10 protein-coding genes and 2 pseudogenes are annotated in these 13,543 nt (G+C 72.0%); 6 read left to right on the top strand and 6 right to left on the bottom strand.

What is annotated here, in order from left to right; genetic code table 11:
- Nucleotides 1-163 precede the first annotated feature (163 nt).
- The 4 genes and pseudogenes from UK82_RS04025 to UK82_RS41330 form a co-directional block, all read left to right on the top strand.
- Nucleotides 164-997, top strand: an 834-nt coding sequence (locus tag UK82_RS04025; RefSeq protein ID WP_236705492.1) for a serine hydrolase, incomplete at its 5' end; no start/stop codon positions are given.
- Nucleotides 998-1,304: 307 nt separating this feature from the next.
- The gene (locus UK82_RS04020; RefSeq protein WP_052680998.1) at nucleotides 1,305-1,955 is read left to right on the top strand and encodes a 2'-5' RNA ligase family protein; all 651 of its coding nucleotides are present in this window, start codon (nucleotides 1,305-1,307) and stop codon (nucleotides 1,953-1,955) included.
- A gap of 30 nt (nucleotides 1,956-1,985) precedes the next feature.
- Nucleotides 1,986-2,719 (top strand): annotated as a pseudogene (locus UK82_RS30975) (YihY/virulence factor BrkB family protein); the annotation flags it as partial.
- A 1-nt stretch (nucleotide 2,720) separates the two neighbouring features.
- Nucleotides 2,721-2,804 (top strand): annotated as a pseudogene (locus tag UK82_RS41330) (hypothetical protein); the annotation flags it as partial.
- A 104-nt stretch (nucleotides 2,805-2,908) separates the two neighbouring features.
- Here the strand turns inward: UK82_RS41330 and UK82_RS04010 are convergent.
- On the bottom strand, nucleotides 2,909-4,462 hold the full coding sequence (locus UK82_RS04010; RefSeq protein ID WP_055406371.1) for a D-alanyl-D-alanine carboxypeptidase family protein: 1,554 nt from the start codon (nucleotides 4,460-4,462) through the stop codon (nucleotides 2,909-2,911).
- A gap of 170 nt (nucleotides 4,463-4,632) precedes the next feature.
- The gene (locus tag UK82_RS35505; protein WP_055406369.1) at nucleotides 4,633-5,898 is read right to left on the bottom strand and encodes a DUF1003 domain-containing protein; all 1,266 of its coding nucleotides are present in this window, start codon (nucleotides 5,896-5,898) and stop codon (nucleotides 4,633-4,635) included.
- Between the two features lie 848 nt (nucleotides 5,899-6,746).
- On the opposite strand from UK82_RS35505, the gene UK82_RS04000 reads away from it, so the two are divergent.
- A complete protein-coding gene (locus UK82_RS04000) occupies nucleotides 6,747-8,159 on the top strand; it encodes a putative zinc-binding metallopeptidase (RefSeq protein ID WP_055406367.1) in 1,413 nt (470 codons plus the stop codon).
- Here UK82_RS04000 and UK82_RS03995 read toward each other — a convergent pair.
- Nucleotides 8,098-8,634, bottom strand: coding sequence for a GNAT family N-acetyltransferase (locus UK82_RS03995; protein ID WP_044884255.1), 537 nt, complete (start codon nucleotides 8,632-8,634; stop codon nucleotides 8,098-8,100). The two genes, UK82_RS04000 and UK82_RS03995, sit on opposite strands and share 62 nt — an antisense overlap.
- A gap of 248 nt (nucleotides 8,635-8,882) precedes the next feature.
- On the opposite strand from UK82_RS03995, the gene UK82_RS03990 reads away from it, so the two are divergent.
- Nucleotides 8,883-9,455, top strand: coding sequence for a hypothetical protein (locus UK82_RS03990; protein WP_044884256.1), 573 nt, complete (start codon nucleotides 8,883-8,885; stop codon nucleotides 9,453-9,455).
- 70 nt (nucleotides 9,456-9,525) lie between these two features.
- On the opposite strand, the gene UK82_RS42300 is transcribed toward UK82_RS03990, so the two are convergent.
- The 3 genes from UK82_RS42300 to UK82_RS03980 form a co-directional block, all read right to left on the bottom strand.
- The gene (locus UK82_RS42300; RefSeq protein WP_396230452.1) at nucleotides 9,526-9,690 is read right to left on the bottom strand and encodes a hypothetical protein; all 165 of its coding nucleotides are present in this window, start codon (nucleotides 9,688-9,690) and stop codon (nucleotides 9,526-9,528) included.
- 23 nt (nucleotides 9,691-9,713) lie between these two features.
- A partial coding sequence (locus UK82_RS42295; protein WP_396230448.1) for a toll/interleukin-1 receptor domain-containing protein occupies nucleotides 9,714-11,565 on the bottom strand: 1,852 nt, incomplete at its 3' end.
- 60 nt (nucleotides 11,566-11,625) lie between these two features.
- Nucleotides 11,626-12,324, bottom strand: coding sequence for a hypothetical protein (locus UK82_RS03980; protein WP_044884258.1), 699 nt, complete (start codon nucleotides 12,322-12,324; stop codon nucleotides 11,626-11,628).
- Between the last annotated feature and the right edge of the window lie 1,219 nt (nucleotides 12,325-13,543).

Raw genomic sequence — 13,543 nt, 5'->3', positions numbered from 1 at the left:
TCTCGCAGCCGACCATGGGACGGTGCGCCAGCGCCCCCGGTGCCTGCCGTGGCCGTTCGTCGTCCGGTCCGGGTCGTCCGGGTCCGTCCGGGTCCGGCGGGGACCACGGCCCGGCGGAGGAGTTCGTACAGTGCGTGGCGTGGACGCACTGGTTCAGGTTTCNCAGTGGCCGGTCAGGACGGTGGCGGTCACGGTCCTCGGCCTCGACGACGCTCCCGACGCCGGGACGGTCCGAGAGCTCGGCCGGACGGGGCCGGACGATCATCCGTTCCGGCTTGCCTCGGTGTCGAAGTTGCTCAGCGCCTATGCGGTGCTCATCGCCGTGGAGGAGGGCGCGATCGGGCTGGCCGACCCGGCCGGCCCCGAGTCGTCCACCGTGGCGCACCTGCTCGCCCATGCCTCCGGGCTGGCGTTCGAGGGCGACAAGGTCCTCGCCGCGCCGGGCACCCGCCGGATCTACTCCAATGCCGGCTTCGACCGGCTGGCCGAGGTGGTAACCCGGGCGACGGGGATCGCCTTCGCCGACTACCTCGCCGAGGCCGTGTTCGAGCCGCTGGGGATGCGGCGGGCCAGCCTCACCGGCTCGGCGGCCGCCGGGGTGACGGCGACCCTGGCCGATCTGCGCAGCTTCGCCGCCGAGCTGCTCGCCCCCACCCTCCTGTCGGCCGCGACGTCGGCCGCCGCGACCTCGGTCGCCTTCCCGGGGCTGGCCGGCGTCCTGCCTGGCTTTGGCCGCCAGGACCCGAACGACTGGGGGCTGGGCTACGAGATCCGCGGGAGCAAGAACCCGCACTGGACCGGCCGCACGAACGCCCCGACGACCTTCGGCCATTTCGGCCAGGCCGGAACGTTCCTGTGGGTGGATCCGGTCGCCCGGCTCGCCTGCGTCACGTTGTGTGATCGAGACTTCGGGGACTGGGCGCGCCGGGTGTGGCCACCCCTGTCGGATGACGTGCTGGCGCAGGCCCGCCCCCAGATGGTGAATCCCTCGGCGTGACCGGACCGCGGTGCGACGGGCGGGCGGCGTCCGCCGGTTGCCCTTGTCGGAATCCTCCCACGATCGTCCCTGTCCATATGGCGGGTTGTCGCTGTTTTGGCCGGATCTGCGGGTGAGCGGGTCGCGGTCTTCTGGTCCGCGGGAGACAGGCGGGGTCCGTGGGCCATGATGTCGGCATGCTTTCCTCGGCGACACCGACCCCGACGGCCGGTCACCGACCCGGTGATGGCGCGCCCGCGAGTACCGAGAGTTACGATCTTCGGCTAGGATGCCGCGGGCGCCGCGCGTGCCACGGTGCCGGTCGCGCATGACTGAAAGGTCACTCGAACCAGGCGCCGTCGTGCGCGCGGCGGATCCGGCCCGTCCGGTCGACGCGGTGGACCTGGCCGACATCGGCGTCGCGATCGGCATTCCGGAGCCCTACCGGACCGAGCTCCAGGACTGGCGGGAGCGGCTCGGGGATCCCAATGCCGCTCTCATCGTTCCGCATGTCACCCTGCTGGGGCCGACGACGGTCAGACTGGCCGACCTGCCGGCGATAGAACGTCATCTCGCGCATATCGCCCCGCCGAACGCTCCGTTCACGATTCGTCTGCAGGGCTCGGGGACCTTTCGTCCACTGTCGCCCGTTGTCTTCGTCGCTCTCGTCGCCGGTGCGGCCCGCTGCGCGACGCTGGCGGCGGCGGTGCGGTCCGGCCCGCTGGACCGGCCGCTGAACTTCGCCTACCACCCGCATGTCACCGTGGCTCACGACATCGCCGAGGACGGCCTCGACCGCGCCTACGAGGCGCTGGCCGACTATCAGGCACAGTTCGAGGTGCGGGGGTTCGGACTCTACGAAAGAGGGGCCGACCTCCGCTGGCGGCAACTACGCTTCTACCCGTTCGGTCAGCAGGGGGACGAGTCCGAACCGAATGGCGACGGAGGACGACGCGCCGGCCTCGGTTCACAAGAATGACCAGGCGTCGTCGGGGGGACATCGACGGGTGTGACAAAACCTCGTGAGGCGGTTCGAGCCGGCGTCGGCACGGTTTCCGACACCGCCGGGGCGGTAAGGGCGAAACGTCCGTTTCTTGACCACATCATTCGGGCGTACTCCCGCTACACGGCCGACGGCGGGGACCGGCTGGCGGCGTCGGCGACGTACTTCGCCTTCCTGTCGTTCTTTCCGATCGTCGCGCTCGCCTTCGCGGTCACGGGGTTCGTGGTCGACGCCTACCCCGACGTGCAGGACAGCCTGACCAGGCAGATCAACGACTACCTGCCGGGGTTGGCGGACAGACTCGACGTCACGTCGATCGGCAACGCCAAGGTCGGTGTCGGCATCATCGGTCTGCTCGGGTTGCTGCTCGCCGGTCTCGCCTGGATCGACGCGCTACGCGACGCCCTGCGGTTGGTCTGGCACCAGGACATCGACGCCGGCAACATCATCATGCGGCGGCTGCGGGACATCACCGTCCTCGCCGGCCTGGGGCTGACACTGCTGGCCTCACTCGTGGTCACCAGCCTGTCGACCTCGGCAACCGGGACGTTTCTGGACTGGATCGGGCTGTCCGGCAGCACGGCCGCCGCGTGGGTCACCGGCATCCTGGCCCTGCTCGTCGCCCTCGCGATCGACACCGCGGTGTTCCTCTACCTGTTCTGGCGGTTGCCCGGGCAGACCGACCGGAGCCGGTCGGTGCGCGGCGCAGTCCTCGGCGCGGTCGGGCTGGAGATCCTCAANGTCGCGGGGACCTGGCTGATCGGCAAGACCACGGGCAACCCGGTCTACGGCACGTTCGCGGTCATCGTCGGGCTGCTCATCTGGATCAACATCGTGATGCGCTGGACGCTGTTCGTCGCCGCCTGGACGGTGACCGCGCCCTACGCCTCGGACGTGTACCCCTCGGGGACGGCCGTGCCCCCCGAGGCTCACCGGCCGAACGGGTCGCCGAACCGGGACGCCTCGCGGCCCGCCGAGCCCCACGGGGCCGACTCTCCGTCCGCCCGGGGCACTGCCCCGCCGGACCCGCCCGGGTCGAACCCGTCGCCGTCGAACCGGTCGGAGCCGAGCTCCACGACGCCATACTCCTCCGTCGGGTCCGTGACCACCGGCTCGGGCGCGACGCTGGCCGCCAGGCTGCGCGCATTGCTGCGCCGACGCCACCCGTCGGAGACCTCCGGCGGTTCTGGCTGAGGGGGCACGGCTCGGCGTGGCCGCGCGCCGAGCCGATGCGCGGCGCCGGTCGGTGGAACAGCCGACGAGGTGCCCACCACCGGCGGGCCGGGCCCGCGGTGCCGCCGACGCCCGCGGGCCGCGCGTCGGGTGAGGGCCGTCACGACGCAGGCGCCCGCCGTGAGCGTGAGCGCGATCCAGGTCATCGGGCCGATGTCGCCGACGAGACCGCCCGAGTGGTCCGCTCGGTGGACAGGCGCCGCCGCGGGCCGCGCGACCGCCTGCGCGGCGGCCGCGGGCCGGGTCGCGTCGCCGGCCACGGACGCCGCGGGGTTCGGCAGGTAGCCGACCGGCGTCACCTGTCCGGCGTGCGCGAATCCCCAGTCGAGCAGGGCGCGGGCGTCGGTGCCGTAGGCGGGGGCCGCGCGCAGCAACGCGACGATGAGTGTCCGACCGCCGCGGGTGGCGGCCCCGACGAACGTCGCGCCGGCCGCCACCGTGTAACCGTTCTTCACCCCGACGGCGCCGTCGTAGGTGCGGAGCAGCGAGTTGTGGTTCTGGATCTCGAAGCGCTGGTCGCCGCGCCCGGCGAGGGACGCCCGCGGGATGGTGAGATATCCCCGCACGCTCGGGTCGTTGAGCGCGGCGCGGCCGAGCACGGCGAGGTCGTAGACGCTGGTGACCTGCCCCGGACTGTCCAGCCCGGTCGGATCGCCGGCGACGGTCTCGCGCGCGCCCAGAGACCTGGCCAGCGCGTTCATCCGGGCCAGGACCGCCGCGGTGCCGCCGGCGGCCTCGACGAGGGTCACCGCCGCGTCGTTCCCGCTGGAGATCATCATCGCCGTTGCCAGATCCCGGACGGTGTACCCGACGCCGGGCACCAGACCGACCTTGGTGCCGTCCACCCGGGGGGCGTTCTCGTCGACGGTGATGACCCGGTCCGGTGGCAGGCCGGGAAGCACGGTCAGCGCGGTGAGGATCTTCATGGTGCTGGCCGGCAGATCCGTCGCGTGCGGGCGGGAGGCGGCGAGGACGGCGCCGCTGCCGGCGTCCGCGACCAGCCAGGCCTGCGCGGTCAGCCCCGCCGGTGCGGGCGGGGCGGGGGTGCCCTCGGGCGCCGGCTCGGGGGTGACCGTCGGATCCGCCGGGGCGCCGACGCCCGCCTGGCCGCCCGCTTCCGTATGGCCTCCGGTTCCGGCCTGAGCACCGCCGATGGCCTGACCCCCCGCCCCGGGAGCCGTCGGCGTCGCGGCTGCGGCGGCGGCCAGGGTCGGGGCAAGCCACGCCACAGGGGCGAACAGCAGGCCCATGGTCGTGAGGGTGAGGATCAGGGCGCGGCGGGCTGGCAGGCTTGAACCGGCTGGCAGGCTTGAACCGGCTGGCAGGCTTGAACCGGCTTGCAGGGTTGGACGGGAGCGACACGACCGGCCGGCACGCACCTACAGAACGCTACTGGCTCGGGCCGCTCCCGCGCGGGCGGTCACGAGACGTGTCGCGAAGTGGCGTTCACCGTGGGTGAATCGCCCGATTTCGGGCGTTCCGCCGATCGGCGGGCCGATCCAGCGTGCAGCGGGGAACGATGATGTCCGCGACTGGGCACCGCCCGGCCCGCCCGGTGGGTGGCGGAGCCGCCGGCGTCCGTGTCCGCCCTGGCTGCGTCGGCTGCCATCGGGTCGGCCGCAACCGGATCGGCCGCCACCGGCGCGCCCGCGATCCCCGCGGCGGCGGGGCGGGAACCGTCGACCGCGTTCGCGACGAGGTGCGCCGGCGTCGACCCGGGGCCGGCGTCGACCGGTTCGGTCTCATCGGTCTCATCGGTCCGGGAGATACCACCGGCGTGCCCGGCCTGGCTGACTCCGACGGGTGACGGGGAGATCTCGCTCGCGCCGTCGCGGCTCGCCGTGTCTGCCGGCGATCCTTCGGTCGGGGAGCCGCTGCCCGTCGGGGCGTCGACGGGCGTGTTCGTCAACGCGATCTTTGCGGCTCGGGCGCGCTTGGCACCCTTGGGGCGCTTCGGCGCCCTGGGGCGGGCGAGGGCGGGCCCGTCGGCATCCTCGGCGGAATCCGCACCGCTGTCGCGGGCCGCGGGCGGTGAGGCGGCCGAACCGGTCGACTCACGGTCGTCCGCGCCGGAATGAGCCGACGTACCCGGCTGGGTGATCGCGCCGGGCTGGGCGGTCTCGCCGGATCGCCGGGCGGCCTGGGGCTGACGGGGGAGCTCGACGGCCTCCCGGAGCAGGCTTTCGAGATCTCCGCGCAGTGCTTCGAGCTGGCCAGCCAGCTCCCCCCGGACGTACTGGCGCGTCGCCGCCTCGCTCTGAGCGAGCCGCAGGGCCGCGACCTCGCGGGTCAGGAACTCCGTGTCCTCGCGCATGCGGCCGGCGACGGCCCGGTCCTCGGTGAGGGAGGCCCGGTCGCGGTCGTCCTGACGGTTCTGGGCGAGCAGGATGAGCGGTGCCGCATAGGCCGCCTGGGTCGAGAAGGCCAGGTTCAGCAGGATGAACGGGTAGGGATCCCAGCGCAGCAGCGGCACCGCGATGTTCAGGGCGATCCAGACGATGACGATGCCCGTCTGGATCGCGAGATAACGCCCGGTGCCCAGGAAACGGGCGATGGTCTCCGCGAAGCGGCTGACCGTCTCCCGATCCACCCGGGGAAGTAGCGCGACCCGGCCGGAGACCGGCAGATCGAGACGATCGGTGCCCAGACCTCGACGGTCCGTCGTTCGCGTTGCTGAGATGGTCATGGAAGCTCCCCACCCGCGCGCAGGCGGCCAGCGCCGGTTCGCGCGCGCTCCTCGAGCAGGCCGCACGCGCTGTCGCCACGGCGGCCTCAGGTCGACACGACATCAATCGACCGCACCTGCTCGTGCACTGCCCGATCAGATCCCGTGGCCGAGGGCCACACGGATCCGGAAGTCGGCACCGGCGCGCAGACGCGCCGGCCAGGCCGCGGCGGGACAGGTGAACGTCACCCCGGGCCGAAGAAGCGGCGGTCGACCATGCGGCGCCCCGAGTGGGGGCCGGGGCCGGACCTCGGCCGACTTCCGAGCAGTGCCCCGGGAGTCGTCAACCCCGGGTTCGTGGACGCGGGCCGGGCGCGCGGGGCGCTCCGGCCGGAGCTCAACGCCGGCTGGCGTCCACTAGCAGGAAGCGGCCGTTACTGGAGCACCCGCCAGGACTCACAGCGGCCACCTCCTCGCGTTGGTCCTCCGTGGAGGATTTTTCGGGGGCTTGTCAAGGATAACTGCCCGATCCGTGACCGGACCTACCGGGGTATCCGTGACGTCCGTCGCGAAGGCATCACCTGCGGCGCCCGGTCGACCCGGTCCGGGATGCCGAATCTCCATCGGGTTTCTGGACGGTTACCGGCGGTGGGGTCATTCGGGGTGAGGCGGTGCGGTGCCCGCCCCGGACCTCGTGATGTCGGCGGTGGATCCCGGGTCCGTGCGGGCTGGGCGCGCGGCGGGAAATGTGGTGCGTGCGGCGGGTGCGGCGGGGTATGCCGTGGCCAATTGGCGCCGGTACACCGCGGATCCGGGGACTTTGTCCCGTTGCCGCCCGCGGGCCGGCGCCGTGCGACGAGGGGAACCCGGTGAAGGTCAACGGATGCGCTCGGTGCGGGCAGCTCGTCTTCTTCGAGAACACCGCCTGCCTGCGATGTGGGGCGCCGCTCGGTTTCGAGCCGGACCGTGGCCGGGTTCTCACGCTGGTGCCCGACTCGCCGCCGGCGGCAGGCGCCGCGGACCGTGACGACGTCCACGAACCTGCGACAGAGTTCTTCGAGCTGCCACCGGTCGCGGAGGTGGGGGCCGGGCTCGGCGCCGGGCCGGCGACGGATGGCCCGGCGGTCCCGCAGCCCTTCGCGGCACCGCGCGCCGGTGCCGGGACGGACCCGATCGCCCGAGATCTTCTCGAGGCCGTTCCGGCGTCGCGTCGGCGCCGCTACCGGCGCTGCGCCAACGCGCGGCTGGCCGGCTGCAACTGGCTCATCGCCGTGCCGGCGCCCGTGAACCGGCTGGCCGAGGCCGCCAGGGCCGCCGAGGCTGCTGCCGGACGCCCCGCCGTGGGCGGATCCGCGCCCCCGGCGGACCCCGCCTCGCCCGGTGGGCTGTGCGTCTGCTGCCGGCTGACGCGGACGCGGCCGGCGGACACGGATCCGGTGGGCAAGGAGCAGTTCGAACGGGCGGAGGCGGCCAAGCGCCGGCTCGTGGCCCAACTGCTCGAACTCGGCCTGCCCGTCGTCTCCCATGCCGACGACCCGGCGACCGGGCTCGCGTTCGACCTGCTGAGCAGCACCGAGCAGAAGGTGGTGACCGGGCACAGCGACGGCGTCATCACGCTGGACCTGGCCGAATCCGACGACGCCCATCGCGAGACGGTCCGAACCCAGCTCGGGGAGCCCTACCGCACGCTGCTCGGGCACTTCCGGCACGAGACCGGTCACTACTACTGGTCCTCGCTGGTCGACGCCGATCCCGGGCGCGCCGCCCGGTTCCGGGACCTGTTCGGCGACGCGGGCCTCGACTACTCCGCCGCCCTCGACCGGCACTACGCCGACGGTCCCCCGCCGAACTGGCGCGAGACCCATGTCAGCGCCTACGCCACGATGCACCCGTGGGAGGACTGGGCCGAGACCTTCGCCCACTACCTGCACATCCGCGACACGTTGCGAACCGCCGCCGAGTTCGGTCTGCGGGTGGCCGGCCCGGATCTCGACTCGTTCGGGGTCGCGCCGCGCAGCCTCGCCGCCGAGCCCGCCGACCTGCCGCGGCCAGGCACGGACGGGCTCGACCGGAGCTCGCCGGAGCTTGCCGAGATCATCGCCCAGTGGCTGCCGCTGACCTACGCCCTCAACGCGATCAACCGCAGCATGGGGCGCGACGACCTCTATCCGTTCGTCCTGACGCCCGCGGTCCAGGCGAAGCTCTCCTTCGTCCACGACGTCATCGCCGCCGCCCGGCCCGAGGAGGGTGGAGCGGCCGCAGCATCGGGACGAACGTCTTGACCGCCGGATCGTCCGTGACCGGTCGCGGACCGCCGAGGACAACGAAGCCGTTGCGGATATACAGCCGTCGCGCCGGCAGGTTCGCGGGAGCGACCCACAGCTTCACCGCCTCGGCGCCGGCCCGGGCGGCCCAGGTCACCGCGGTCGCCAGCAGGACGTCCGCGGCGCCGGTCCCCCGGGCCGCGGGTGCGACCCACATGGCACCCAGCTCACGTAACCAGGGCCGGCCGGTCGGGGTGAACCCCTGCACCATGCCGACCGCCTCGGCGGCCCGTTCCACGATCGCCACCAGCTCCGTCGGGGAGTCCGCCCCGGCGCCGGCACGCCGCGCCCATTCGGCCGCCGGCTGCGCCCGCGCCGCCTCGAGGGTCTGCCAGAAGGCGGCGGGCGAGTCGGCGAGCGCGGCCAGCCGCAGCCGGCGCAGCAACGGCCCCTCATCCGGCCGGATATGACGACCATGGCTGCCGTCCGTCACGGTGTTCGACTCCTCTGTCGTGGCGGTGTCTCGTGTCGTGCGGTGTCTCGCGCACGATCGGCGCCGGCCGGATCGTCCCGACATCCCGCGATCGGCGTGTCCGCCGGCGTGATTGTTGCGCGGGGAAAGAGCCGTGTTGGGCGTAATCGGCACGACCTTTAGCTCAAACGGCTCCCAGGCGCCCCCGCGAGCGCGGATACTGATCAAAGCGGCGGGACGGCGGAGGAGTTCGCTGGAGATGATCCATCGTGGGTAGGCCCGTCACACTCATCGTGCGCCAGGACGGCCCCTCGTGGTCGGCCTGGTCCCCGCAGTACCCGGGGCTCGCCATGGTGCAGCCGGCCGCGGCGGACCTGCGGGCCGTGCTGCCCGAGGTCCTCGCCTGGTACTTCGGCGAGGACGCCGTGATCGAGCCCCAGATCCACTGCGAGCGTGAGCTGCACGGTGTCATCGTCCGGCTGGCGCAGGACGCCTCGCTTTACGAACGCGAGCGGGTCGCCGAGCGGCTCGGTGCCGCCCTCGGCGTCGCGAGCCAGCGGGCGCAGTTGCGCTCCAATCCCGTCAGCGGCGCGGGCGAGGTCACCTTCGTCTGCGCCCTTCAGTCCGACCGGATCGGCTGGCTGACCGCCCAGATGGAGGACGACAACGACGCCGTCGTCGCCCTCCTGCCGGTCGCGGAGACGATGTTGTGGGCCATCCGGTTCGGTCCGGCCGGCGACGGTTCCGCCGCCGCGGTCCAGCCCTCGGCCTACCCACCCGACACCACGCTGGGCGAGGTCATCCACACCTTCGCCGGCCTCCGCCAGCAGCTACGCACCTGAGCCCTCGAACACCTGGCCGCCCGGCCGGGGGCCCGTCGGCGGGCCGCTCGCCGGTCGGGCACACGTGGCGTCAGGCCTGCGGCGCCGGCGCTGACGGGGTAGGGCTCGACAGGTTCGCGAGTTCGGCCAGGTAACGGGCACGGTTGGTCGGATCCAGTTTCGCGGCCTGTTCGAACGACTTCTGCGCACCCGTGCGGTCACCGCTGGTGTACTGGACGTGGCCGAGCAGCGTCAGCAGTTGGGCGCTGCGCGTCGAGNCGTCCGCGAGGGCGACGGCGTTGCGGTAGGCGTCGACGGCCCGCTGGTAGGCCGCCGGATCGGCTACACCCCGCGGTGGAAGCTCGACGAGTCCGAGGCCCGCCCACGCCTCCGACTGCACGGTCCGGCCGGCGGGATCCCCCGTTCCTTCCTCGATGGCGAGATGGAAATGGTGCCGGGCCGCGTCCCAGTCCGCGCTCACGGCCGCCTGACTCAGGCACGCATAGACCCGACCGAGGCCAAGGTCGATCTTGCTTTTCAGAAGTCTTTCGTACGGTGGGGCCACCTCGCCGGCCGCCTGCTGGTAGACGCCGATCGACTGGCGCAGATCGTCGACCTTCACCGTGTCGGTCGTGCAGTGTCCGCGGGACAGCAGAAAGCGGGCCTCGGCGTAACCGGTGTGGGCACGGCCGAACAGCGGATTGATGCGGATCGCCTGGTCGAACCATTCGATCGCAGCGCCGTATCGACCCGTCTTGCTGGCGGTGTTGCCAAGAAACAGATAAAGGATCTCCTTGCCGTCGGAATCCTGCCAGCCGGGTGAGTCCGCGGCCTTCTGCAGATCGGCGGTGGCATCGTCGAAGTGGCCCAGCGCGTAGTGCCCGACGCCGAGGACGAACCAGGCCAGCGCACCGGCACGGGCGGCGAGAACGGTGCGCACCTCGCGCTGGAAGACCGGATTGTCGGCCAGTCCCGCGGGAGCCGTCACTGGCGCGCCGAACTGGTAGTAGCCGGCCAGTTCCTCGGCTCCGGGGACGAGGCTCCGGTCGATGAAGAACTCCGGAGTGAACACGACGCGGTCGGCCCCGGCCGCCCGCAGGACGCCCCGCACCACGATGTTCGCGTTGCTCCTGCGGACTACCTGATCCGCCCAACCGGCCTGGTCACCGTGGCCGGAGGGCGCCCGTCCGATCTTCGACGGACCCCAGACCTGGACGGCGAGTGACTGCTGGACGGGCTGGAGACTGCGCACCATCTGGTCCGCGACCAGCGTCGCCGCGTCGGTCGTCGATGCCGACGGATGGCGCTTGCCGGCATCGTCGACCTCGTCGAACGCGGTGACGGCGACCCGGAGATCGCCGACCATCCGGGCGGACGGCAGCCCGTCGGAGTTGCCCCGGATCATCAGCAGGCCCGCGACGGCACCGGCGACGACAATCGCGACGCCGACGGTCACGATGAGCGCCCGCGTAGTCAGCAGGGCCAGGCCGGCCCGCGGCAGCCACCGTCGTGACCGGGCGGCGTCAGCGCCGGGCGAACGGCTGGTGGGCGCGTCCGCCGATACCGGCGGAGCGTCGGTGGGCGATGCCCTGACCTCGGCAGTCGACGACCCGACCTCGGCCGGCGGCGGGGCGCCCGGGAACTTCGTGGTATCGATCCCGGCGGTCGTCCGATCCGTGGGAAAGCCGCTCGTCGCGACCCGCGCGACCACCTCGACGCCGGCGGCGACGAGAACACGGCGTCGTGCCTCGGTCTCGTCCGCGTCGAACAGGTCGACGTGGGCGATTGTCGCCAGCACGCCGGGCAGCGGACAGGCCTCCACCCGCAGCGGGATCACCGATCGGGACACGAGTGCCCCCGTCCACACCTGCGAACTCCACGGAGTATCGAAGTAGGCCGCGGAGGAGATCACCATGGTGAGCCGGGCGGCCGTCATCTGGGCGTCCGTCCACAGCACGTAGTTGGCGCCGGGAGGCAGGTCCCAGGCGAGCACTCGCGCTGACAGTCCCCAGTCCTCCAGGACGGCCGCGACCCACGTGGCCCACGGCGCGTCGTCCACCACGTGCGACACGAAGACGTCCACGTCCTTCGTGCCGGCAGGCTCAGCGGGCCGGTGCTGTGTCGTACCCATCCTCATGTCCCGCCGAGGGCCTTCGCCCGAAGCCAGGCCCGCGTCCGTCCTCGCCGCCGGTCAGCCAAGGTGGAAACGGACCATGATGTCGTAGCTCGGGGGCTCTTGCGGGAAACCCCCCGCGGGTCGGGACAGCAAGTTCCATCCGCCTCGCGGATCATCCGCATCGGTGACCAGTCGGTACCGCGCGTTTCCCTGGTCATCCGTCTGCAGGACGACGCTCGTCCGGTACTCGCTGTTCGTAGGTGAATCGCCCGCGAAATAGAAGTCGATCGCGACCCGGTCGCGCGGCCGGAAACCGGCGAGTTCCACCACGGCCTCGTCGCCGGGATGTAGATCGTTGTTGTAGTCGCGGATGACCAGCAGCGGGCTGGTGGCTCCCGGGAGCAGGGTGAACGCGGTCTGCCAGACCTGGCGTCCGTCGGTCGCCGCGACGGTGTACCTGCCGGTCGGGGTGCCGAGAAAGGGTGTCCAGTGCAGCGCGTCCAGCAGTCCGGCGGCTGCCGGGTCGTCGCAGATCATGCAGATCTCGATGCTTTGTACCACCTCATTGGAGGGCGCGGTCAACGTGATGGCCAAGCGCGTGCCTGGACCGAATCCAACCGGGCAGAACTGGTAATTCCGCAGGAGGCCCAGGCCCGCACCGTTGCGGTCCAGCCCATTGATGAGGATGACCGGGCCCGGCCCGCTGTACTCCTGGGCGATTTCCCGGCAGGTGGCAAGATCGCCGCCGATGGCTGCGCCAAGGCTGAGATCCACTCCTGCGGGCGGAAGATCGTGGGCGTTGAGGACGCTGGAGCCATCGGGGGAGGACCTGGCGGGCTCGGCTCGGCTACGTGCCGGTTCTGCCTGGTCGCCGGCAACCGCCTGCCCCACGGGCTGGTCAGCGGCCGCCTGGGAGGGGGCACGGGCGGCCGCGGGCATCGATGTCGCGGTCGGGGAAGGCTCATCCGCTGCCGGACGCGCCTGTACTGCGTCGGGGGACGCCGGTCGGGTCGGGCCAAGCGTCGGCGCAGCGTGACTCACCGAGCTGGCCCCCGCCGAGCTGGCCCCCCGCGGGCCGCCGTGACCCGGTGAGCTGACGTCCTGCCGAGGAACGTGCGGGGACCGGGAGGGGGAGTCGGACGGCGAGGGATCGGACGGCGAGGGAGACGTGGCGAGCGGCGACCAGGCGGAGCCGGCCGAGGGCGAGGCATCGGTCGGCGTGGGGTGCTCCGGACGCGGCGTGACGGTGTCCGCAGGCAACGAATGGTCCGCCGGTTCTGACGACCCTGACAGTGCGACGTGAGTGGATGCCGACGGCGCCCCCGCAGGGCCGGACGACGACCCCGAACATGCGGCCACCGCCAGAGGAAAGAGCGCGATGAGCAGAAGGCGGCGGTAACGCTGTGTGAAAAACTCTCGCGACGTCATGCAGCCCCCGGCACGCACATCATCACTGCTTTATGGCGATACTCGCCAGAGAGGACTATACCGCCCGGACATCGACCGCGATGCGGGGCGGTGCGCTGGTTCGACGGGCTCGCCCGAGAAGAACGTGGCGGGCCGGACCGAGAAATCGGCAGTGAACCGGGACGCTGGGCGTACCGCAAGAGCGAAATGACCGAAATTTGGCATTCCGCAAACGCCTGATGGGTCGGCGAGAACGACGACGACAAGAAGATCCCACTGCGCCGAACCGGGCGCCTCGCAGGCGACACCAGGGCATCCGCGGGAGGCGGTGTGCAGGGTAGCGGCGCCGTCCGTCTCTTCCGCAGGGATAAATCGGACGCCGAACCCTGTGGAGGAACCATGGAGGCGCGCTCCCATGCATCCGCCGCCGACGCACGAACCGTCGCCCGTTGCTCGATCGGCTGCGCGGCTCGCGGCGGTGCGCCTGGTGTGGCTAGTACTACAGCGACAGTGGTCGGTGTGTGATCTCTTGCTTCGAGTGCGGCGTGGTGTGGACGGAAGAGCGGCCACCGTGTGTTTCTCCATG

Source organism: Frankia sp. ACN1ag (assembly GCF_001414035.1).
In the GTDB taxonomy this organism is placed as follows: Bacteria; Actinomycetota; Actinomycetes; order Frankiales; family Frankiaceae; genus Frankia; species Frankia torreyi.
Note: the sequence above shows the minus strand (reverse complement) of the source record. Positions and strands in the feature narration are given on the sequence as shown.

Bases quoted from the DNA above. Each gene is read 5' to 3' on its own strand.
- UK82_RS04020 (WP_052680998.1), top strand. From the start codon at position 1,305: ATGACTGAAAGGTCACTCGAACCAGGCGCCGTCGTGCGCGCGGCGGAT.
- UK82_RS04010 (WP_055406371.1), bottom strand. From the start codon at position 4,462: ATGGGCCTGCTGTTCGCCCCTGTGGCGTGGCTTGCCCCGACCCTGGCC.
- UK82_RS35505 (WP_055406369.1), bottom strand. From the start codon at position 5,898: ATGACCATCTCAGCAACGCGAACGACGGACCGTCGAGGTCTGGGCACC.